This is a genomic window from Kordia periserrulae (genome assembly GCF_003054265.1).
GTDB classification, from domain to species: domain Bacteria; phylum Bacteroidota; class Bacteroidia; order Flavobacteriales; family Flavobacteriaceae; genus Kordia; species Kordia periserrulae.
The window spans coordinates 19,359-38,147 of record NZ_QBKT01000001.1 but is presented as its reverse complement, the minus strand read 5'-3'; the positions used below and the strand labels follow the sequence as shown (position 1 = coordinate 38,147).

Here is an 18,789-nt window from a genome sequence, read left to right as displayed (position 1 = left end):
GCGTAGTCGTAAATAGCTGAGAAACGAAGATTTTGATAGTTTGCTGATGTCTGATTTCGTAACAAAATAAAAGTAATTCAATGCGATTTCCACTTTCGTGGGAATATAAAATGTAGTGTTAGTATGAGGTTCCCGTTTTTACGGGAATACAAAAAATAAATTTTTTGTATGAACAGAAGAGATTTTATAAAACAAGCTTCCTTAGCAAGTACCGCGATGTTCTTGCCGAAATTCGTTTCGGGTTTCAACTTGATTGATTCCGCTGTAGCGACAGGAAAAAAATTGGTCATTATTCAATTATCAGGTGGAAATGACGGATTGAACACGGTTGTGCCCTTTCGAAATGATATTTACTTTCAAAAACGTCCGTCGCTGGCGCAGCAAAAATCAAGCTTGATTGGCATTACGGATGACATCGGTTTTCATGAAAGTCTTGTTGCACATAGCGATTTGTATCATAATGGTGAATTGTGTGTGGTGAATAATGTAGGATATCCCAATCCGAATCGCTCACATTTCCGCGCTACGGATATTTGGCATACAGCGAGTAGTGCTAATGAATATCTGCAATCGGGTTGGGTTGGACGCTATTTGGACGCTACCAAAAGCAATTCGACAGCAGCAATTGAAGTAGACGATACCTTGTCATTATTGTTGAAAGGAGAACAAACAGATGGCATCGCGACGAAAAATCCACAACTGTTTTTTAGAACGACACAAGAACCGTATTTTAAGAAAGTGGTACAGCATCACGATGATTCGCATTTGAGCGAACACAATTTGGGCTATTTGTACAAAACGATGGTCACAGCTTCCAATTCTGCAAAATATTTATACGAAACTTCCAAAACATATACTTCTAAAATTGAGTATCCGAAAAACGAATTTGCCAAACAACTGAAGCAAGTTGCGCAGTTTATCAATTCTGGTTTGCAAACGAAAGTCTATTACACGTCGTTGGGCGGATTTGACACGCATGCCAATCAAATCAACAAACAAAAACGGTTGTTAAGCGTGTATGATGAAGCGATGGCGGCATTTATCAAGGATTTAAAACAGCAAGATTCGTTTAAAGACACGTTGATTATGACTTTTTCAGAATTTGGGCGTCGCGTGCAACAAAATGCTGCTAACGGAACTGATCATGGAACGGCGAATCAGGTATTTTTAATTGGAAAACAATTGAAGAAACAAGGATTTTACAATCCGATGCCCAATTTGTCAAACTTAGACGAGAATGGTGATATACAATTTGACGTAGATTTTAGAAAGATTTACGCATCCATTTTGAACAACTGGTTAGATGTAGATGCTACAAAAGTGATGCGTAGTTCTTTTACCGATATAAAAATCGTTTAAATTGCTTTATGCACAGCAAACTCGGTTGGTTCCAGCGTTGCATTTGCTCACTTCAGATTTTTCTTCTGCTGGCGAACGAAATCCTCCAAATACAATAGCAGTATCCAATGTTGAAATAGTTTGCTTGTTCAGTTTGATGGTTTGTAAATTTCTTTTCTTCATGATTGTAACATTTTAAGTTTTTTGAAAGATATCAAACTAGCGTGAAATTTGAGTAAGGTAAAACCGTAGATGTCACTTTATAAATCTTAAAATGTGTTAAATAGAAAAGCTTTCCGAGAGACTTTTAGTATTTTTAATGTTTATTAAAAACCGTTATGAAAAAAGTCAGTTATATTCTTTTATTAATTGTTCTCATCTCTTGTAAAAGCGAAACCAAATCCACAAAAGTTGTCGCAGAAAATACGAAAGAAACAGTAAAAACGACGGCTAGCGAAGCAACGCCACAAACAGATATTCCTGTATTGAATTTTGAGCAATTTGAAAAATACCTCAACATTGAAGACGATAATATTCATGTTGTCAATTTTTGGGCAACTTGGTGCGCGCCGTGTGTAAAGGAATTGCCGTATTTTGAAGCTGTCAATCAAGAGTATAAAGACAAAAATGTCAAAGTATTGTTGGTAAGTTTGGATTTTAATCTGAAAAAGCTCAATTCTTTTTTAGCAAAAAACAAGCTGCAATCCGAACAAGTATTATTGGACGATCCTGACCAAAACGCCTGGATTCCGAAAGTATCCAAAGAATGGTCTGGTGCTATTCCGGCGACGGTGATTTACAAAAAAGGAAAACGAAAATTTTACGAGCATTCGTTTACCAAAGCAGAACTTGAAAGTGAATTACGAAATTTTATCAATTAACCCATAAAAAACACCAAAATGAAAACTATAAAAGTAGCACTATTAGCATTGCTTTTCGTCGCAGTTTCTTGTGAAGAAAAGAAAAAAGAAGACAACAACACCGATTCAAAAGTCGTTGCTGAAAACACGGAAAAACCAGCAAAAGAAGTCGTGAATGGTTACCAAGTAGGCGATATCGTTGCAGATTTTTCACTGAAAAACGTAGACGGAAACATGGTTTCTATGAGCGATTTTAAAGAAGCAAAAGGATTTATTTTAACATTTACCTGCAACACCTGTCCGTATTCTGTAGCCTACGAAGACAGATTGATAGAGTTGGACAAAAAATACGCTAGCAAAGGCTATCCTGTCATTGCTATCAATCCAAACAATCCTGAAACCAAGCCTGGAGATAGTTTTGAAGCGATGAAAGTCCGCGCAAAAGAAAAAGGATTTACCTTTCCGTACATGCTAGATGAAGGACAAAAAGTATATCCAAAATTTGGCGCAACGCGCACGCCACACATGTACGTAATTGCAAAAACACCAAAAGGACACCAAGTAAAATATATTGGCGCTATTGACGACAATTACAAAGATGCTTCTTCCGTGTCAAAACGTTATGTGGAAGATGCTGTTGATGCCTTATTGGCTGGAAAAGAAGTTGAGGTAAAGACAACGAAAGCCATTGGTTGTTCTATTAAAGTTTGATGTTAGACTTTTTAGATTATTAGAATTTTAGACGAGTTAGACGTTTAGACTTTTTTAGAAGTCACTTTAATTATACATAGAAACCGAAGTTTTTGCTTCGGTTTTTTTGTTTTTTATTGTGAAAATCAATAGTTGCAGTTTTTTGAATATTTTTATAGAACGAAATGATTATCTTTGAAAAATCATTCAAAACAACACTATTTACAAAAATACTATGGCAGATTTAACGCAACAAGAATGGCAAGAGCAATTGGCAAATGACGACAATGCAGTCATTATTGATGTTCGTACGCAAGACGAAGTGGATGAAGGTCACATTCCCAATGCAAAGCATATCGATATCTTTTTAGGACAAGGTTTTATTGATGAAGTAAAAAAACTCGATCCTGCAAAAAACTACTATGTGTATTGTCGCTCTGGCGGACGAAGCGCGCAGGCATGTGCTGTAATGAACAGTGTTGGTTTTGAAAACACCTACAATTTGATGGGCGGATTTATGGAATGGCAAGGCGATAAAACAAGTTAAAATGGCATCAATGAGCGCACGAAAAGTCATTTTTACGGTTGGATTTTTAGTACTGTTTTTTTCTTTTGTGGGATGTGAAGATACTTCCCAGCAAAAAGATGTAACAGTTACAGAACTCCATGAATTATTACAAAATGAAGATATCATTGTGTTGGATGTGCGTACACCACAAGAAATTGCAGACGGGAAAATAACAAGTACTGCTTTAGAAGCCGATTTCTTTGAAGAAAACTTTATTGAACAAGCCACAGCGAAAATTCCAAAAGATACAGATGTATATGTGTATTGTCGTGGAGGCAATCGAAGTGCCAAAGCGGTTATCAAACTTCGAGAATTGGGCTATGACAAAACGCACAATGTTGAAGGTGGAATCAAAGCGTGGATGGCTGAAGGTTACAAACTGGAAAAACCTTGATTTTCAATACTTCGTTAACATCCCCAAAAAACATATTTTTGTAGAAAGCAACTCGTAGAATCATACACCACAACTTCTCATTGAAATTATTAGCAACCTAATAATTATCAATATGACGGTACGAGAAGACTTTTTATATTATTTGTGGAAATTTGGCAAACTACATCTGCAAAACCTTGAAACTTCACAGGGAGAAACAGTAGAAATCATGCATTTAGGAACACGCAATCAATATGCGGGACCTGACTTTTTTAATGCCCAATTGCGAATCGGTGGCCAATTGTGGGCAGGAAACGTGGAAATGCATGTGCAATCGTCGGATTGGTTTGTACATCATCATGAAAACGATACCAATTATGATAACGTAATTTTGCATGTCGTTTGGAATCACGATATGGACGTTCACCGAAAAGACAATTCTGTAATTCCGACCATAGTTCTCAAAAATTATTGCGATGAAGCGATGTTGGCACGCTATCAAAAACTACTGCATCAATCGCCCAAATGGATGCATTGCGAAGCAGATTTTCCTGTGTTGAATGATTTTTTACTTGAAAATTGGCTAGAGCGTGTGTATTTGGAGCGATTGGAAACGAAAGCTGCTGAAATTGAAAAACTCGTCAAGGAAAGCAATTACGATTGGGAAGCTGTATTATTCCGTTTAATGGCAAAAGGTTTCGGACTCAAACTCAACAGTCAAGCATTCTATGAAGCGGCTTGTTCGGTGGATTTTGGCTTGCTACGAAAATTTAGCGATTCACAACAAACTTTAGAAGCCTTTTTATTCGGGATGGTTGGTTTGCTTTCGCAAGAAGCCTCTCAAGAACAGTATTATGTGACATTGCAAAAAGAATTTACCTATCTCTGTCACAAATTTCAACACAAAAAAACACCGACAATTCCGTTGCAATTCTTTAGAACGCGTCCTGCTAATTTTCCTACCATTCGCATCTCACAATTAGCGACGTTGTATCACCAGCAACAACATTTGTTCTCCAAAGTCATCCACACAACTTCGCTAGAGCAATTGTACACAATATTGCAAGTCACCACGAGTTCATTTTGGGAAACACATTATACGTTTGAGAAGCAATCGCCCAAGCGCATCAAAAAAGTATCCAAAAAGTTCATAGATGTATTGCTTATCAATAGCATCATTCCGTTACAATATTGTTATCAAAAGTATCAAGGCAAACTAGCGGTTGATGGAATTTTACAATTACTTTGTACCATTTCTCCCGAAAAAAATGCCATCATTCAAAAATTTACGACTAAAAATATCAATATTGAAAACGCGCTACAAACTCAAGCTTTGCTTGAACTCAAAAAAAATTATTGCAATCGCGATAAGTGTTTGGAATGTGCTATTGGGAGTACCTTACTGCATCAACTACAAAACTAAAAAATCGGTCAATTCTGTCAACGTTACTGATAAAACAGACAAAACGAATTATAAAAAACACAGTATTTCATCGAAAAATCTAAATATAGTGTAGTAAAAATCATAATAAATTGATATGTTTATGGCAAATTAACCAAAAACAAACCCAAAACTTTTTATGTATGAAAACTAAAAAATTCACATTACTAATTGCTGTTTTCGCAATCGTATTTGCAACATTCACAGCGTGTCAAACAGACCAAACAGACGAACTTTTACAAGAAGAAGGAAAAGTAAGTCCTGAAATTTTAGCAAAACTTGATGCTGCGTATTTTGACACGTCTAGGGCTTTTATCACCAATTTTATGGGAGAAGAAGGTGTTGCAGTAGAAGATATGTTTTTTACCTACGAGCAAATTGATGAGTTACAATCTATTGACCCAGCAGCAAAGCATTATCGTACGACAAACTTAGTATCTGGCTTGCCTAGAGTCATTACTATTAGTGTTGATCCAGATTTAGGAACTTTAGGTTCTAATGCGCTTGATGCTACTATTAATATGTATAACAATTTGAATCTTCGAATTTCGTTTACGAGAGTTAATTTCGGACAGCGAGGACCAAATAAAGCAGATATTGAAGTAACGGAATTTTACGAATTGGAGTCTGGCGGATTCATCACGTTAGGAAGAGCTGCAGGTTTCCCAACACGCAAAGGAGATCCAGCAAAAGGCTTCGGAATCAACAGTCGTTGGTTTGAAATATCATCTATTGCGCCAAACGTAAGTGAGTTGGCTGGAACAATGGCACACGAAATAGGACACTGTATCGGATTGCGTCATACCGATTACCAAACACGTCAGAGTTGTGGACAAAACATTAATGAAGGAAGTGCTGGTGTTGGAGCTATCTACATTCCAGGAACGCCAACAGGTTCAGATTCTACATCCATCATGCAATCGTGTGGACCGGCAATTAATTTTAATAACAATGACAAAACTGCATTAGAGGTGCTTTACTAAAAAAAAAGATATCTTTAAAGTTGAAAAGTCACTACGCGTTAGTGACTTTTTTTATGCGAAAAAGCGTTATCTTGCGAATTGTAAAAAAGCAAGCAATTACAGATGAAATTTGTGTATAAACTTCGTTATTTTTTTGAAAAACACGGCTTCGGCGTGCTGTCGCGATTGGCAGAACGTTTAGGAATGCGCGCTAAAAATGTGCGTTTATTCTTTGTATATGTTACGTTTGCAACCTTAGGTTTTAGTTTTGCATTATATCTTACCTTAGCTTTTATATTAAGATTAAAAGACTTAATTTACACCAAAAGAACTTCTGTGTTTGACCTATAACCATGTATAGATTTTTTAAGTCGAAATTTTACATTGCGCTGGCACTCTTATTCCTAGTTTTGATAATTGGAATCGTAGGGTTTATGGCTATTACGGGTTGCACGGTGATTGACGGCGTGTACATGACGGTCATTACGGTAACTACAGTGGGTTTTCAAGAAGTCGTACCGTTGGATGACAATGGAAAATTATTCACGGTCTTTCTAATCATTATTAGTGTATTTGTATTTGCGTATGCCATTTCTGTGATTACCGAATTTATTTTAAGTAGAAGTACACTAAAAAATATTATACAACGCAAAACGCTAAAAAAAATCAGACGTATGGACAATCATATCATTATATGTGGATTTGGACGTAATGGAAAAGAAGCCGCGGAAAAGCTGCAAACGCACAATCAGGAATTTGTCATTATTGAAAAAGATAGAAACGTTATTGAACGGTTTGAAAATTCGGATTTGTTTTTTGTGGAAGGAAATGCAAGTGAAGACGAAGTGTTGGAAACTGCGGGAATCCACAATGCCAAATGTTTAATTACGGCGCTTCCGAGTGATGCAGACAATTTGTTTGTGGTATTGTCAGCGCGTCAAATCAACAACAAGTTATTGATTATCAGTAGAGCTTCGCATGAATCTTCGTATAAAAAATTAAAACTTGCAGGAGCTGACAACGTGATTATGCCTGATAAAATTGGTGGTGAGCACATGGCGTCTCTAGTTGTAGTACCCGATTTGGTAGAATTTATTGACAATCTCTCCATCGGTGGAAAAAATACCAACAATGTTGAAGAACTACGTACGGAAGACATTACGAGTTCCGACAAAGAAATTACCCTCAAAGAATTGGACTTGCGCCATCAAACAGGTTGTACTGTTATTGGTTACAAAACTCCTGAAGGCGAGTATATTATCAACCCTGGCGCGGAATTAAAACTCGTAAAAAATTCAAAAATCATTGTGTTGGGGCGTCCAGAGCAAATCAAATCGCTCAAAGAAAAATACAATCTATAAAAGGGACGAAAAATCTTATTTAAGACACAAAACTTGATTAAGCAATTTTTTTTTAGCATCTTGCTGTCCATTACACCCAAAAACAAATATTAACTAATCAGATACAATATCATGAAGAAATATCTTCTTTCAGTATTTTCAATCTTATTACCATTACTAACTTTTGCTCAAGATGCCGCCGAAAAAGGACTTGACAAACAAATCGATGAAGCTTTTGGAAATGCTACAGGATGGTTTGTACAAGCAATCTTTTATCAAATTCCATTTACAGAAAACATCAAAGTGTACTGGGTATTATTTCCGTTAATATTAGGAGCATTGTACTTCACGGTATATTTTAAATTTATCAACTTTAGAGGCTTCTTTACCTCAGTAAATATTGTAAGAGGAAAATATGACGAAGTTGATCATCATGAATCTATGATAGCCGCAGGAGATTCCACTCCTGGAGGCGATGCTATAGAAACCATAGCAGTAGAAGGTCATGAAGGAGAAGTTTCGCATTTTCAAGCCTTAACAGCCGCTTTATCTGCTACTGTTGGTTTAGGAAATATTGCAGGAGTTGCCATTGCAGTTTCCATTGGTGGCGCAGGTGCAACATTTTGGATGATTATTGCGGGGTTTTTAGGAATGGCATCCAAGTTTGTAGAATGTACACTTGGTGTAAAATATAGAGACATTGGAGAAGACGGAACGGTATATGGTGGACCAATGTATTACTTAACAAAAGGACTCAAAACAAAAGGACTTGCAGGACTTGGTAAAGTATTAGCTGTATTATTTGCCATCTTCGTAATTGGAGGTTCGTTTGGAGGCGGAAACATGTTCCAAGTAAACCAAGCATTTCAATTAGTTGAAAATATTACAGGAGGAGAACAATCGTTTCTTCATGGTTATGGCTGGGTATTTGGTCTAGTAATGTCTGTATTAGTAGGTATTGTGATTATTGGAGGAATCAAGAAAATTGCGAAAGTAACCGACAAGATTGTACCATTTATGGTAGTTATTTATGTGGCAGCTTCTCTATTCGTAATTTTTGCAAATATTGGCATGGTAGGCGATGCATTTGGTCAAATTTTTTCAGGAGCATTTAGCCCAGAAGGAATTGCTGGTGGTGCCATCGGAGTTTTAATTCAAGGATTTAGACGTGCAGCATTCTCTAACGAAGCCGGTATTGGTTCGTCATCCATTGCGCATTCAGCAGTAAAAACAAAATACGCAGCCAGCGAAGGAATGGTAGCATTGTTAGAGCCATTTATTGATACAGTTGTAGTGTGTACCATGACAGCTTTGGTATTAATCATTACAGGTTCACTTGCAACTGGAGGACCATCAAACGATGCAGAAGCAATCTTAATGACTTCAGGAGCTTTTGGTAGTGTAATTAGTTGGTTCCCGTATGTATTAACAGTAGCAGTTGTACTATTTGCATTTAGTACGATGATTTCTTGGTCTTACTATGGTTTCCAAGGTTGGGCATACCTTTTTGGAAGAACTAAAAAAGCAGAATATACGTATAAAGTGTTTTTCTGTTTATTCGTTATCGTTGGTGCAGCAGCAAGCTTAGATTCAGTCATTGGATTCTCCGATGCCATGATCTTTGCCATGATGGTTCCTAATATGATTGGATTGGTATTATTAGCGCCAAGAGTAAAAGAAGAACTTTCACGATATATGAAAGCTATTAAAAAATAAAAACTAAATAATCTATAAATAGTATTAGTAGAATTATAAACCAACCCAAAATATTCATGTGACGATTCATAAAAAACATCGAAAACATGAAAAACATCAAATCTCACTTCACGTTTCTCAAAGCAGAACGAAGTGGGATTTTGTGTATTATAGTCCTTATCTTTTTGGTGCAAGGCATCTATTTTTACACAAATCCCACAACAACTTCTGAGCGTTTATTTTCAGCTACAGAAGTAGTGCAGTATCAACAACAAATTGATTCGCTCAAACTATTAGCTCTCAACACAAAACCAAAACACTATCCGTTCAATCCAAACTTTATATCCGATTATAAAGGATTTACTTTGGGAATGTCCACAGCAGAAATTGATAGACTACACGCGTTTAGAGCTACAAACAAATATGTCAACTCAGCAGCGGAGTTTCAAACGGTAACGAAGGTTTCTGATTCATTACTCAACGACATCAAACCGTATTTTAAATTCCCCGAATGGGTAACCCAAAAGAAGAAGAAAAAAGTCAAGTACACATCAAGCTATAAAACCATAAAAGAATCTATTGTCGTTAAAAAGATTGACATCAACAAAGCCACTATTGAAGAACTGCGAAAAGTCTATGGAATTGGCGAAAAACTCTCGGCGCGAATTGTAAAATATAGAACAAAACTCAACGGATTTGTGACAGAAGCGCAACTCAATGATGTGTATGGACTCAAACCCGAAGTCATTGAAAATGTATGGAAACGGTTTTATTTGGAAAAACCAATCATTACGCCTATAAATCTAAACACCTGTACCTTAGCGGAATTGCTAAAAGTGCCGTATATAAACTACGAACTTGCAGACGAAATCATCAACCAACGAATACTCCGTGAAGGTTTTAAAAAAATTGAAGAATTGGCAAAAATTCAAAACTTTCCATCAGATAAATTAGAGATAATTAAATTATATTTGCAAATACAATAAAAAAAACTAAAAATTGCTATATATGGAAAGCATATACTTCAATGAAGAACACCATCTTTTTAGAGAAAGTTTACGAGATTTTTTAAAGAAAGAAGTCGTTCCGCATATTGAAAAGTGGGAAGAAACTGGAACCATTGAACGTTTTATTTGGGAAAAATTTGGTGAAATGGGCTATTTCGGATTAGCCTATCCTGAAGAATATGGAGGTATGGATTTGGACCTTTTCTATACAGTAATCCTTTTAGAAGAACTACAACGCATCAACTCTGGCGGATTTGCAGCAGCTATTTGGGCGCATGTATATCTTGCGATGACACATATCAACAAAGAAGGAAGTCACGATATTAAAGAGCGCTATTTAGCACCAAGTATCACAGGTGAAAAAATTGGTTGTTTATGTATTACGGAGCCTTTCGGCGGTTCGGACGTTGCAGGAATGCGCACGACTGCCGTGAAGCAAGGTGATAAATATATCATTAACGGTTCAAAAACGTTCATTACGAACGGCGTGTATAGCGACTACTTAGTAGTAGCGGCAAAAACAAATCCTGAGTTGGGCAACAAAGGAATCAGCATTTTTGTATTAGACAGAGAGATGCCTGGAATTTCGGCAACCAAATTAGACAAACTAGGTTGGAGAGCTTCCGATACGGGCGAAATTGCCTTTGACAATGTAGAAGTTCCTGTAGAAAACTTAATGGGAGAAGAAAACATGGGATTCCCATACATTATGCAGCATTTTGCCTTAGAGCGACTCATTATGGGAATCAATGCGCATGCGCGTTCAGAATTTGCTATTGAATATGCATTGCAATACATGTCAGAACGTGAAGCCTTTGGAAGAACCATTGACAAATTTCAAGCATTGCGTCATACGATGGCAGATTTAGCTACAGAAGTAGAAATCTGTAAAACGTTTAACTATGCCATTGCTTACAGACTCGACAAAAAAGAATATGTCGTAAAAGAAGCAACCATGTCCAAATTACAATCGACCAAAGTGGCTGATAAAGTTATCTACCAATGTTTACAAATGTTGGGCGGTTACGGATACATAGAAGAATATCCAATGGCACGTTTGCTTCGCGACAGCCGTTTAGGACCGATAGGCGGCGGAACTTCAGAGATATTGCGAGAAATCATCGCCAAAATGATTATCGACGGGAAGGATTATAAACCTGCAACGTAGTTTGGAGTAGTGAGATGTTCGTATTGAGTATTGAGATTTTTTTCAAAAGCTAAACTCTTAAACTTAAAACATCAAACCGTCGCTTCGAGTGAAATTCTGAAAGAATTTTGTATCGAGAAGTATTTTAAAACTAAAAATTTTGAATGTTAGATGTTGAATTTTAAATTACTGACGAATTGAGCGCATTTAAGATTCTAAAAAAGCAATCGTTTCATATGAGGCTATCTCAGTCTTAATTTCTAAATAAAAACCATTGGTACATTTTCAAATTTTCAAATTGACACATTAAAAAAACCGTCACTTCGAGTGAAATTCTGAAAGAATTTTGTATCGAGAAGTACTTTGATCCTTAAAATTTTGAATCCTTATAAACTTTAGCAATTCTTAGCTGTTCTCGATACAACGAACTACGTTCGCCACTCGAACTGACGTGCTGTGAAACTTAGATGATTTTGAGATGTTAGTACTGAGATTTTTTCATGTGACTTCCTAAGCTTGTATAAAAAATGTCATTCAAATTTTATGACAAAAGTGAATAACAAATCATTGGTACATTTTCAAATTATCAAATTGACACATTAAAAAAGCCGTCACATCAAGCGCAGTCGAGATGCCTGCGAAACTAATAATTCTGTAAAAAGCTATCTCAATATTCCATACGAACATCTCAATACTCCCAAAAAATAAAAAAAGGTTGTCACCCTGTGCATGTACGGTAAAACCCTATAAATGTTAAACTTATCAACACGAAAACGTTTTCGCTGATTGTGTCATTACGTTAAGCAGGAATAAATAGTTAATTTAAAAGAGAACAATAACCTTTTTTTAACCAAAAACACAATCATGAAAAAACAACAACTATTTTATTTTCTGTTGGTCAGCCTTTTCATCATAAGCTGTTCAAAAGATGAGATTACTCATGAAAATGAACAAAGTAAGGAACCAACAAAACAAACAGTTACTGCAAAAAACCTAAAACCCATCGGTTCAGGAGTGATGATGCAAGCATTTTATTGGGACGTTCCTGCGGGTGGAACGTGGTGGAATGTAGTAAAAGGAAAAGTTGCCGATTGGAGCAATGCAGGAATCGATGCTATTTGGCTTCCGCCAGCATCTAAAGCGCAAAACGGACCTTTCTCTATGGGATACGATCCGTTTGACTATTTCGATTTTGGTGAATACAACCAAATGGGAAGTATAGAAACACGTTTTGGCTCAACAACCGAGTTACAAAGCTTAATCAATACCGCACATACCAACAATTTAAGTGTCATTGCAGATATTGTATTAAATCATAACAGTGGTGGTGATAGTGAGTACAATCCGTTTAAAGGAACAAACACGTATACCAATTATCAACCAATGTCAGGAATGTTTAACAGAACTTATTATGACTTCCATCCAAATGATTATCACTCAAATGACGAAGGCGTTTTTGGTGGTTTTGCTGATTTATGCCATCACAAAAGTTACGTGCAAAATTGGTTGTGGAACAATTCTAATTCTGTTGCAAAATACTATAAAAACGTAGTAGGATTTGATGGCTGGCGTTTTGATTATGTGAAAGGATTTGCGCCTTGGGTTGTAAAAGATTGGAAAAATGCTGTTGGCGGATTCTCTGTGGGAGAATATTGGGATGGAAATGCAGCTACGTTAGAATGGTGGGCAAATCAAGCCGAAGTAAGTGCGTTCGATTTTGCGTGTTACTACCGAATGCGTGATGCTTTTCAAGGAAACAACTTAAATCGATTAAATGATGACATGTTATGGAAGCGAAATGCTTCTAAGGCGGTGACGTTTGTGACAAATCATGATACGGATGAAATTGTCAATAATAAAATTCTCGCGTATGCGTATATTTTAACACATGAAGGATATCCAACTATTTTCTATCGCGATTATGAAGATTGGCTCAACAAAGAGCGTATGAACAACCTCATTTGGATTCATAACAATTTGGCGAGTGGGAACACATCAATTCTCTATACAGACACCGATGAATATGTAGCAAGAAGAAACGGTTACAACGGTCCAGGATTGGTGGTATACATCAACAACTCTAACAATTGGCAAGAGCGTTGGGTAGAAACCAATTGGTCTAATACGCGTATTAAAGACTACACAGGACATTCCAATTGGGAACCTGTAACGCAGGGCGGACGTTGGGTTAAAATTCAAGCACCACCAAAAAGTTACTCAGTTTGGTCTGTCAAATAAAAGATAAAGTCCTAAGTTAAAAATCATAAAAATGCATCAGTAGTTACTATTGGTGTATTTTTTTTGAATCAGGAATCAGGAATCAGGAATCAGGAATCAGGAGTCTGGAGTTAAGAGTTAAGAGTGACAAATAACGAATAGACGAACAACAAATAAACAAACAGACAAACCAAACAAAAATCAAAAAACAATTTGTAATTTAAAAATAGTATGTATATTTGCACCCACAAAATCTAAAAGAGAGGAGGTTAAGGACTATGTTAATAATACCAGTTAAAGAAGGAGAAAATATAGACAGAGCGCTGAAACGTTTCAAAAGAAAATTTGATCGTACAGGAGGAATGCGTCAATTAAGAGCTAGAAAGCATTTCACAAAGCCATCAGTAGCTCGCCGTGCACAAATTCAAAAAGCACAATATATCCAGCGCCTTAGAGATCAAGAAGAAATCTAAGATGCTCGACAAAAAAATAAAAAAGGTTTCCATTTCGGAAACCTTTTTTTTATACCATAATTTTGGGTTCAGCCACAAGTTTAGTAGTTTTAATTAGGAATTAGGAATTAGGAATTAGGAATTAGTGAATTCCTGAAAATAAACGGATTAATAAAAAACGAATAACGAAGTTACAATAGTTGAATGCTAAATTTTGAATTTTAAATTGAAATAGTACATTACAAACAACAAACAACAAACAACAAACAATGACCTTCACCTCTTTCATAGAATATCTACAACTCGAAAAGAACTATTCGCAGCATACGGTCACAGCGTATGAAAATGATTTGCGTTCTTTTTCGGAATTTTGTGAAAAAGAATATGAAGATGACAATATTGTTGACATACACTATGTGCAAATCCGAAACTGGATAGTTTCTCTAGTAGAAAGCGGTTTGCAAAACGCGACTATCAATCGAAAAATATCATCGCTCAAAACCTATTACAAGTTTCTACTTAAAACAAAACAAATAGAAGTCAATCCCTTAGCAAAGCACAAAGCACTAAAAACCTCTAAAAAAGTGCAAGTACCTTTCTCAGAGAACGAAATGGAAACAGTATTGGCGACTATGACATTTTCCAATGACTTTGAAGGTGTTCGTGACAAAACTATCATAGAAATGCTGTATGCTACGGGAATGCGAAGAGCTGAACTTATTAATCTTAAGCAAACGGATATTGATTACGCTGCAAAAACCATTAGAATTTTAGGAAAAAGAAACAAAGAACGAATCGTTCCACTATTAAAAAAATTAGAAGACCAACTGCAAGAATATGAATCCTTCCGAAGTCAAGTAGATTCTCATCAAAAAGACGAGTTATTCTTAACGGCAAAAGGAAATAAAATCTACCCGAACCTTGTTTATCGTATAATAAATGACTATTTTAGTATAGCATCTACAAAAGTAAAAAAGAGTCCGCATATATTACGACATACCTTTGCGACTCACTTACTCAATCAAGGTGCCGACTTAAATGCTGTCAAAGAATTACTTGGTCATGCTAGTTTGGCTTCAACACAAGTATATACACATAATAGTTTAGCAGAACTTAAAAATGTATATGCCAAAGCGCACCCTAGAAATAAAAAGTAATCTTTTTAAAAAAGCAGCTGTAACCTAAACAAAAACCTTAAAAGTACCGCGTATGAAAGTAAACATGCAGTCCGTAAACTTTACGGTAGATCGTAAGTTAGTAGATTTCATTCAAAGAAAGATGGATAAACTAGAAACGTATTATGATAAAATCATAGATGCTGATATTTATTTAAAGGTAGCCAACACCAGTGCAAAAGAAAATAAAATTGTAGAAGTGAGAGTAAATATTCCTGGGGATGATATAATAGTAAAAAAACAATGCAGAACCTTTGAAGAAGCAACGGATGAGGCAACAAGTTCACTGCAAAGAGCCTTACTAAAACGAAAAGAAAAAGTACGAGCACATTGATGATAAAAAAAAATAAAAAATAGTTTTGTTTAAAAAAAATAATCTATACATTTGCAGTCCGTTAGAAATAGCGGACTTTTTTTATGAATAAAAGCCGATGTAGCTCAGCTGGCTAGAGCAGCTGATTTGTAATCAGCAGGTCGTGGGTTCGAGTCCCTCCATCGGCTCAAAAACAACATAATAAGCGATGTGAAAAAAGCTTGTAAAGTTGTTGAAACTTTGAAATATTGAACATTTATTGGGGAGATACTCAAGCGGCCAACGAGGACAGACTGTAAATCTGTTGGTTTTTACCTTCGCAGGTTCGAATCCTGCTCTCCCCACTAAATAAAAGCGAGAGTAGCTCAGTTGGTAGAGCGTCAGCCTTCCAAGCTGAATGTCGCCGGTTCGAACCCGGTCTCTCGCTCTATATATTTTTTGCCGATGTAGCTCAGGGGTAGAGTGTTTCCTTGGTAAGGAAGAGGTCACGGGTTCAAATCCCGTCATTGGCTCATAGAATGTATAAATTGAACACTAATATATAACTAAGATTAAAAAATTATTAAATCATGGCAAAGGAAACTTTTGATCGTTCCAAACCGCACTTAAATATTGGTACTATTGGACACGTAGATCACGGTAAAACTACTTTAACAGCTGCTATTACTAAAGTATTAGCTGACGCTGGTCTTTCTGAAGCAAGAGATTTCGATACTATCGATAACGCTCCTGAAGAAAAAGAAAGAGGTATTACAATTAATACATCTCACGTAGAATACCAAACTGCAAATCGTCACTACGCACACGTTGACTGTCCAGGTCACGCCGATTACGTAAAGAACATGGTAACTGGAGCTGCTCAAATGGACGGTGCTATCTTAGTAGTAGCTGCTACAGATGGACCAATGCCACAAACTCGTGAGCATATCTTATTAGGACGTCAGGTTGGAGTTCCAAGAATTGTAGTATTCTTGAACAAATGTGACATGGTAGATGATGAAGAATTATTAGAGTTGGTTGATATGGAGGTAAGAGATTTACTTTCTTTCTACGACTATGATGGTGATAACGGACCTGTTATTCAAGGTTCTGCTTTAGGAGCTTTAAATGGTGAGCAGCAGTGGGTTGATACAGTTTTAGAATTAATGGAAGCTGTTGATAACTGGATTGAATTACCTCAAAGAGATGTAGATAAAGATTTCTTAATGCCAATCGAAGATGTATTCTCTATTACAGGTCGTGGTACAGTAGCAACTGGACGTATCGAAACTGGTGTTGCTAACACTGGAGATCCTGTAGAAATCATCGGTATGGGAGCTGAGAAATTAACTTCTACAATTACAGGAGTTGAAATGTTCCGTAAAATCCTAGATAGAGGAGAAGCTGGAGATAACGTAGGTATCTTATTAAGAGGTATTGAAAAAACTGAAATTAAAAGAGGTATGGTAATCTGTAAGCCAGGTTCTGTAACTCCACACAGTAAATTCAAAGCTGAGGTATATGTATTGAAGAAAGAAGAAGGTGGTCGTCACACTCCTTTCCACAATAACTACCGTCCACAATTCTACGTACGTACAACTGACGTAACAGGTACTATTTCTTTACCAGAAGGAGTTGAGATGGTAATGCCTGGAGATAACTTAACAATTACTGTTGACTTAATCAACGCTATCGCAATGAACGTAGGATTACGTTTCGCAATCCGTGAAGGTGGTAGAACTGTTGGTGCAGGTCAGGTAACTGAAATTTTAGACTAATCTCTATAAATTTAAAATAACAAGAGGTGTCCCGTTATTCGGGACGCCTTTTTATGAAATACGGGTTTAGCTCAGTTGGTAGAGCACTGGTCTCCAAAACCAGGTGTCGGGAGTTCGAGTCTCTCAACCCGTGCTAATAACATCGCAATATGGCTGGTATAGTAAGTTACGTAAAAGAATCTTTCGAAGAATTAAGAACAAATGTCACATGGACACCTTGGGCTGAAGCACAACGTTTAACCATTGTTGTGGCAGTGTTCTCTATAATTTTCTCATTGGCTATTTGGGGAGTAGATGAAGCATTTGCATGGCTGCTAAGTTCTATATATAAATTAGTATTAGGAATTTAATAATCACTCTCAAAACTATTGAATAAAATTATGGCGGATTCTAATGTAAAGAAATGGTATGTTGTGAGAGCTGTCAGTGGGCAGGAAAATAAAGTTAAGAACTATATCGAAACTGAAATAGCTAGATTAGGTCTTGAAGACTATGTGGAAGAAGTATTAGTTCCTACTGAGAAAGTAATTCAAATTCGCAATGGCAAAAAAGTAAACAAGGAAAGAGTATATTTCCCAGGTTACATTATGATTAAAGCGAATTTAGCTGGTGAAGTGACACACGTTATCAAATCGGTAACGAATGTAATTGGTTTCTTGGGAGAAGTAAAAGGCGGAGATCCAGTTCCATTGCGACAGTCAGAAGTAAATAGAATGTTAGGTAAAGTGGATGAATTGACTGTGAAGACTGATAATGTTGCGATTCCATTTACATTAGGAGAAACAGTAAAAGTAATTGATGGACCTTTCAATGGATTCAATGGAACTGTTGAAAAAATCAATGAAGAAAAACGTAAGTTAGAAGTAATGGTGAAAATTTTTGGAAGAAAAACTCCATTAGAACTAAGTTACATGCAAGTAGAAAAAATATAATTGTTACACATTATATAAGTAGTGCTTTTTTAGCTTCCAATCAAAGAAGTGCTGCGAAATCAAAAACAAGAAAATGGCAAAAGAATTAAGTAAAGTAGTTAAGCTACAAGTTAGGGGAGGTGCAGCGAATCCGTCGCCACCGGTTGGACCCGCTTTAGGTGCTGCCGGAGTGAATATCATGGAGTTCTGTAAGCAGTTTAATGCGAGAACTCAAGATAAGCAAGGGAAGGTAGTTCCAGTTGTTATTTCTGTATACAAAGACAAGTCGTTTGACTTTGTAGTGAAAACAGCGCCAGCGGCAGTTCAGCTTATGGAAGCGGCAAAGATTAAAAAAGGATCAGGAGAACCAAACCGTAAAAAGGTAGCAAGCGTAACTTGGGAACAAGTAAAAGCGATTGCTGAAGACAAAATGCAAGATTTAAACGCATTTACAGTTGAATCAGCAATGAGTATGGTTGCAGGAACTGCAAGATCTATGGGATTAACAGTATCTGGTGATAAACCTTTTTAAATCGTAAGAAC

At 36.5% G+C, this 18,789-nt stretch carries 21 protein-coding genes and 5 tRNA genes; 25 read left to right on the top strand and 1 reads right to left on the bottom strand.

Going from position 1 to position 18,789, the window contains the following annotated elements; translation table 11 throughout:
• Positions 1-168 precede the first annotated feature (168 nt).
• A complete protein-coding gene (locus C8N46_RS00165) occupies positions 169-1,359 on the top strand; it encodes a DUF1501 domain-containing protein (protein ID WP_108112842.1) in 1,191 nt (396 codons plus the stop codon).
• Between the two features lie 6 nt (positions 1,360-1,365).
• Here the strand turns inward: C8N46_RS00165 and C8N46_RS20240 are convergent, their stop codons facing one another.
• Positions 1,366-1,521, bottom strand: a complete 156-nt coding sequence (locus C8N46_RS20240) for a hypothetical protein (RefSeq protein WP_158269033.1) — start codon at positions 1,519-1,521, stop codon at positions 1,366-1,368.
• Between the two features lie 155 nt (positions 1,522-1,676).
• On the opposite strand from C8N46_RS20240, the gene C8N46_RS00160 reads away from it, so the two are divergent.
• The 24 genes from C8N46_RS00160 (at position 1,677) to rplK (ending at position 18,778) form a co-directional block, all read left to right on the top strand.
• Complete coding sequence (locus tag C8N46_RS00160) at positions 1,677-2,219, top strand: TlpA family protein disulfide reductase (protein WP_108112841.1); 543 nt, start codon at positions 1,677-1,679, stop codon at positions 2,217-2,219.
• An 18-nt stretch (positions 2,220-2,237) separates the two neighbouring features.
• Positions 2,238-2,909 carry a thioredoxin family protein gene (locus C8N46_RS00155; protein WP_108112840.1) on the top strand — a complete coding sequence of 224 codons (672 nt, stop codon included), beginning with the start codon at positions 2,238-2,240 and terminating at the stop codon, positions 2,907-2,909.
• Positions 2,910-3,123: 214 nt separating this feature from the next.
• A complete protein-coding gene (locus tag C8N46_RS00150; protein WP_108112839.1) occupies positions 3,124-3,435 on the top strand; it encodes a rhodanese-like domain-containing protein in 312 nt (103 codons plus the stop codon).
• Between the two features lies 1 nt (position 3,436).
• Positions 3,437-3,850: a rhodanese-like domain-containing protein gene (locus tag C8N46_RS00145; RefSeq protein ID WP_108112838.1), complete on the top strand. Its 414-nt coding sequence runs from the start codon at positions 3,437-3,439 to the stop codon at positions 3,848-3,850.
• A gap of 112 nt (positions 3,851-3,962) precedes the next feature.
• Positions 3,963-5,252, top strand: coding sequence for a DUF2851 family protein (locus C8N46_RS00140; protein ID WP_108112837.1), 1,290 nt, complete (start codon positions 3,963-3,965; stop codon positions 5,250-5,252).
• A 161-nt stretch (positions 5,253-5,413) separates the two neighbouring features.
• On the top strand, positions 5,414-6,253 hold the full coding sequence (locus C8N46_RS00135) for a M57 family metalloprotease (protein WP_108112836.1): 840 nt from the start codon (positions 5,414-5,416) through the stop codon (positions 6,251-6,253).
• A gap of 102 nt (positions 6,254-6,355) precedes the next feature.
• Positions 6,356-6,583, top strand: a complete 228-nt coding sequence (locus C8N46_RS00130; RefSeq protein ID WP_108112835.1) for a PspC domain-containing protein — start codon at positions 6,356-6,358, stop codon at positions 6,581-6,583.
• 2 nt (positions 6,584-6,585) lie between these two features.
• Positions 6,586-7,593, top strand: a complete 1,008-nt coding sequence (locus C8N46_RS00125) for a potassium channel family protein (RefSeq protein WP_108112834.1) — start codon at positions 6,586-6,588, stop codon at positions 7,591-7,593.
• Between the two features lie 111 nt (positions 7,594-7,704).
• Entirely contained in the window at positions 7,705-9,288 is a 1,584-nt protein-coding gene (locus C8N46_RS00120) for an alanine/glycine:cation symporter family protein (protein WP_108112833.1), read from the top strand.
• A gap of 86 nt (positions 9,289-9,374) precedes the next feature.
• The gene (locus C8N46_RS00115) at positions 9,375-10,253 is read left to right on the top strand and encodes a ComEA family DNA-binding protein (RefSeq protein ID WP_108112832.1); all 879 of its coding nucleotides are present in this window, start codon (positions 9,375-9,377) and stop codon (positions 10,251-10,253) included.
• A gap of 22 nt (positions 10,254-10,275) precedes the next feature.
• Positions 10,276-11,442: an acyl-CoA dehydrogenase family protein gene (locus C8N46_RS00110; RefSeq protein ID WP_108112831.1), complete on the top strand. Its 1,167-nt coding sequence runs from the start codon at positions 10,276-10,278 to the stop codon at positions 11,440-11,442.
• Positions 11,443-12,285: 843 nt separating this feature from the next.
• Positions 12,286-13,659 (top strand): alpha-amylase, encoded by a 1,374-nt coding sequence (locus C8N46_RS00105; protein WP_108112830.1) that lies wholly within the window; start codon positions 12,286-12,288, stop codon positions 13,657-13,659.
• Between the two features lie 257 nt (positions 13,660-13,916).
• On the top strand, positions 13,917-14,111 hold the full coding sequence (rpsU, locus tag C8N46_RS00100; protein ID WP_007097032.1) for a 30S ribosomal protein S21: 195 nt from the start codon (positions 13,917-13,919) through the stop codon (positions 14,109-14,111).
• 248 nt (positions 14,112-14,359) lie between these two features.
• A complete protein-coding gene (locus C8N46_RS00095; protein ID WP_108112829.1) occupies positions 14,360-15,247 on the top strand; it encodes a tyrosine-type recombinase/integrase in 888 nt (295 codons plus the stop codon).
• Positions 15,248-15,299: 52 nt separating this feature from the next.
• Positions 15,300-15,599 carry a ribosome hibernation-promoting factor, HPF/YfiA family gene (gene hpf / locus C8N46_RS00090; RefSeq protein ID WP_108112828.1) on the top strand — a complete coding sequence of 100 codons (300 nt, stop codon included), beginning with the start codon at positions 15,300-15,302 and terminating at the stop codon, positions 15,597-15,599.
• A gap of 93 nt (positions 15,600-15,692) precedes the next feature.
• A tRNA-Thr gene (locus C8N46_RS00085) sits at positions 15,693-15,766 on the top strand.
• Positions 15,767-15,839: 73 nt separating this feature from the next.
• Positions 15,840-15,922, top strand: a tRNA-Tyr gene (locus C8N46_RS00080).
• A gap of 10 nt (positions 15,923-15,932) precedes the next feature.
• A tRNA-Gly gene (locus C8N46_RS00075) sits at positions 15,933-16,005 on the top strand.
• 13 nt (positions 16,006-16,018) lie between these two features.
• A tRNA-Thr gene (locus C8N46_RS00070) sits at positions 16,019-16,090 on the top strand.
• A gap of 57 nt (positions 16,091-16,147) precedes the next feature.
• Positions 16,148-17,335, top strand: a complete 1,188-nt coding sequence (gene tuf / locus C8N46_RS00065; RefSeq protein ID WP_108112827.1) for an elongation factor Tu — start codon at positions 16,148-16,150, stop codon at positions 17,333-17,335.
• A gap of 60 nt (positions 17,336-17,395) precedes the next feature.
• Positions 17,396-17,468 (top strand) — tRNA-Trp (locus tag C8N46_RS00060).
• 16 nt (positions 17,469-17,484) lie between these two features.
• Positions 17,485-17,685, top strand: a complete 201-nt coding sequence (gene secE / locus C8N46_RS00055) for a preprotein translocase subunit SecE (RefSeq protein WP_108112826.1) — start codon at positions 17,485-17,487, stop codon at positions 17,683-17,685.
• A 30-nt stretch (positions 17,686-17,715) separates the two neighbouring features.
• Entirely contained in the window at positions 17,716-18,267 is a 552-nt protein-coding gene (gene nusG / locus C8N46_RS00050) for a transcription termination/antitermination protein NusG (RefSeq protein ID WP_108112825.1), read from the top strand.
• Between the two features lie 73 nt (positions 18,268-18,340).
• The gene (rplK, locus tag C8N46_RS00045; RefSeq protein ID WP_046746307.1) at positions 18,341-18,778 is read left to right on the top strand and encodes a 50S ribosomal protein L11; all 438 of its coding nucleotides are present in this window, start codon (positions 18,341-18,343) and stop codon (positions 18,776-18,778) included.
• Positions 18,779-18,789: the final 11 nt, after the last annotated feature.

Excerpts from the sequence above, each read along its gene's own strand:
- C8N46_RS00165 (WP_108112842.1), top strand. The coding sequence starts at position 169 with ATGAACAGAAGAGATTTTATAAAACAAGCTTCCTTAGCAAGTACCGCG.
- C8N46_RS20240 (WP_158269033.1), bottom strand. The coding sequence starts at position 1,521 with ATGAAGAAAAGAAATTTACAAACCATCAAACTGAACAAGCAAACTATT.
- C8N46_RS00160 (WP_108112841.1), top strand. The coding sequence starts at position 1,677 with ATGAAAAAAGTCAGTTATATTCTTTTATTAATTGTTCTCATCTCTTGT.
- C8N46_RS00155 (WP_108112840.1), top strand. The coding sequence starts at position 2,238 with ATGAAAACTATAAAAGTAGCACTATTAGCATTGCTTTTCGTCGCAGTT.
- C8N46_RS00150 (WP_108112839.1), top strand. The coding sequence starts at position 3,124 with ATGGCAGATTTAACGCAACAAGAATGGCAAGAGCAATTGGCAAATGAC.
- C8N46_RS00145 (WP_108112838.1), top strand. The coding sequence starts at position 3,437 with ATGGCATCAATGAGCGCACGAAAAGTCATTTTTACGGTTGGATTTTTA.
- C8N46_RS00140 (WP_108112837.1), top strand. The coding sequence starts at position 3,963 with ATGACGGTACGAGAAGACTTTTTATATTATTTGTGGAAATTTGGCAAA.
- C8N46_RS00135 (WP_108112836.1), top strand. The coding sequence starts at position 5,414 with ATGAAAACTAAAAAATTCACATTACTAATTGCTGTTTTCGCAATCGTA.
- C8N46_RS00130 (WP_108112835.1), top strand. The coding sequence starts at position 6,356 with ATGAAATTTGTGTATAAACTTCGTTATTTTTTTGAAAAACACGGCTTC.
- C8N46_RS00125 (WP_108112834.1), top strand. The coding sequence starts at position 6,586 with ATGTATAGATTTTTTAAGTCGAAATTTTACATTGCGCTGGCACTCTTA.
- C8N46_RS00120 (WP_108112833.1), top strand. The coding sequence starts at position 7,705 with ATGAAGAAATATCTTCTTTCAGTATTTTCAATCTTATTACCATTACTA.
- C8N46_RS00115 (WP_108112832.1), top strand. The coding sequence starts at position 9,375 with ATGAAAAACATCAAATCTCACTTCACGTTTCTCAAAGCAGAACGAAGT.
- C8N46_RS00110 (WP_108112831.1), top strand. The coding sequence starts at position 10,276 with ATGGAAAGCATATACTTCAATGAAGAACACCATCTTTTTAGAGAAAGT.
- C8N46_RS00105 (WP_108112830.1), top strand. The coding sequence starts at position 12,286 with ATGAAAAAACAACAACTATTTTATTTTCTGTTGGTCAGCCTTTTCATC.
- rpsU (WP_007097032.1), top strand. The coding sequence starts at position 13,917 with ATGTTAATAATACCAGTTAAAGAAGGAGAAAATATAGACAGAGCGCTG.
- C8N46_RS00095 (WP_108112829.1), top strand. The coding sequence starts at position 14,360 with ATGACCTTCACCTCTTTCATAGAATATCTACAACTCGAAAAGAACTAT.
- hpf (WP_108112828.1), top strand. The coding sequence starts at position 15,300 with ATGAAAGTAAACATGCAGTCCGTAAACTTTACGGTAGATCGTAAGTTA.
- tuf (WP_108112827.1), top strand. The coding sequence starts at position 16,148 with ATGGCAAAGGAAACTTTTGATCGTTCCAAACCGCACTTAAATATTGGT.
- secE (WP_108112826.1), top strand. The coding sequence starts at position 17,485 with ATGGCTGGTATAGTAAGTTACGTAAAAGAATCTTTCGAAGAATTAAGA.
- nusG (WP_108112825.1), top strand. The coding sequence starts at position 17,716 with ATGGCGGATTCTAATGTAAAGAAATGGTATGTTGTGAGAGCTGTCAGT.
- rplK (WP_046746307.1), top strand. The coding sequence starts at position 18,341 with ATGGCAAAAGAATTAAGTAAAGTAGTTAAGCTACAAGTTAGGGGAGGT.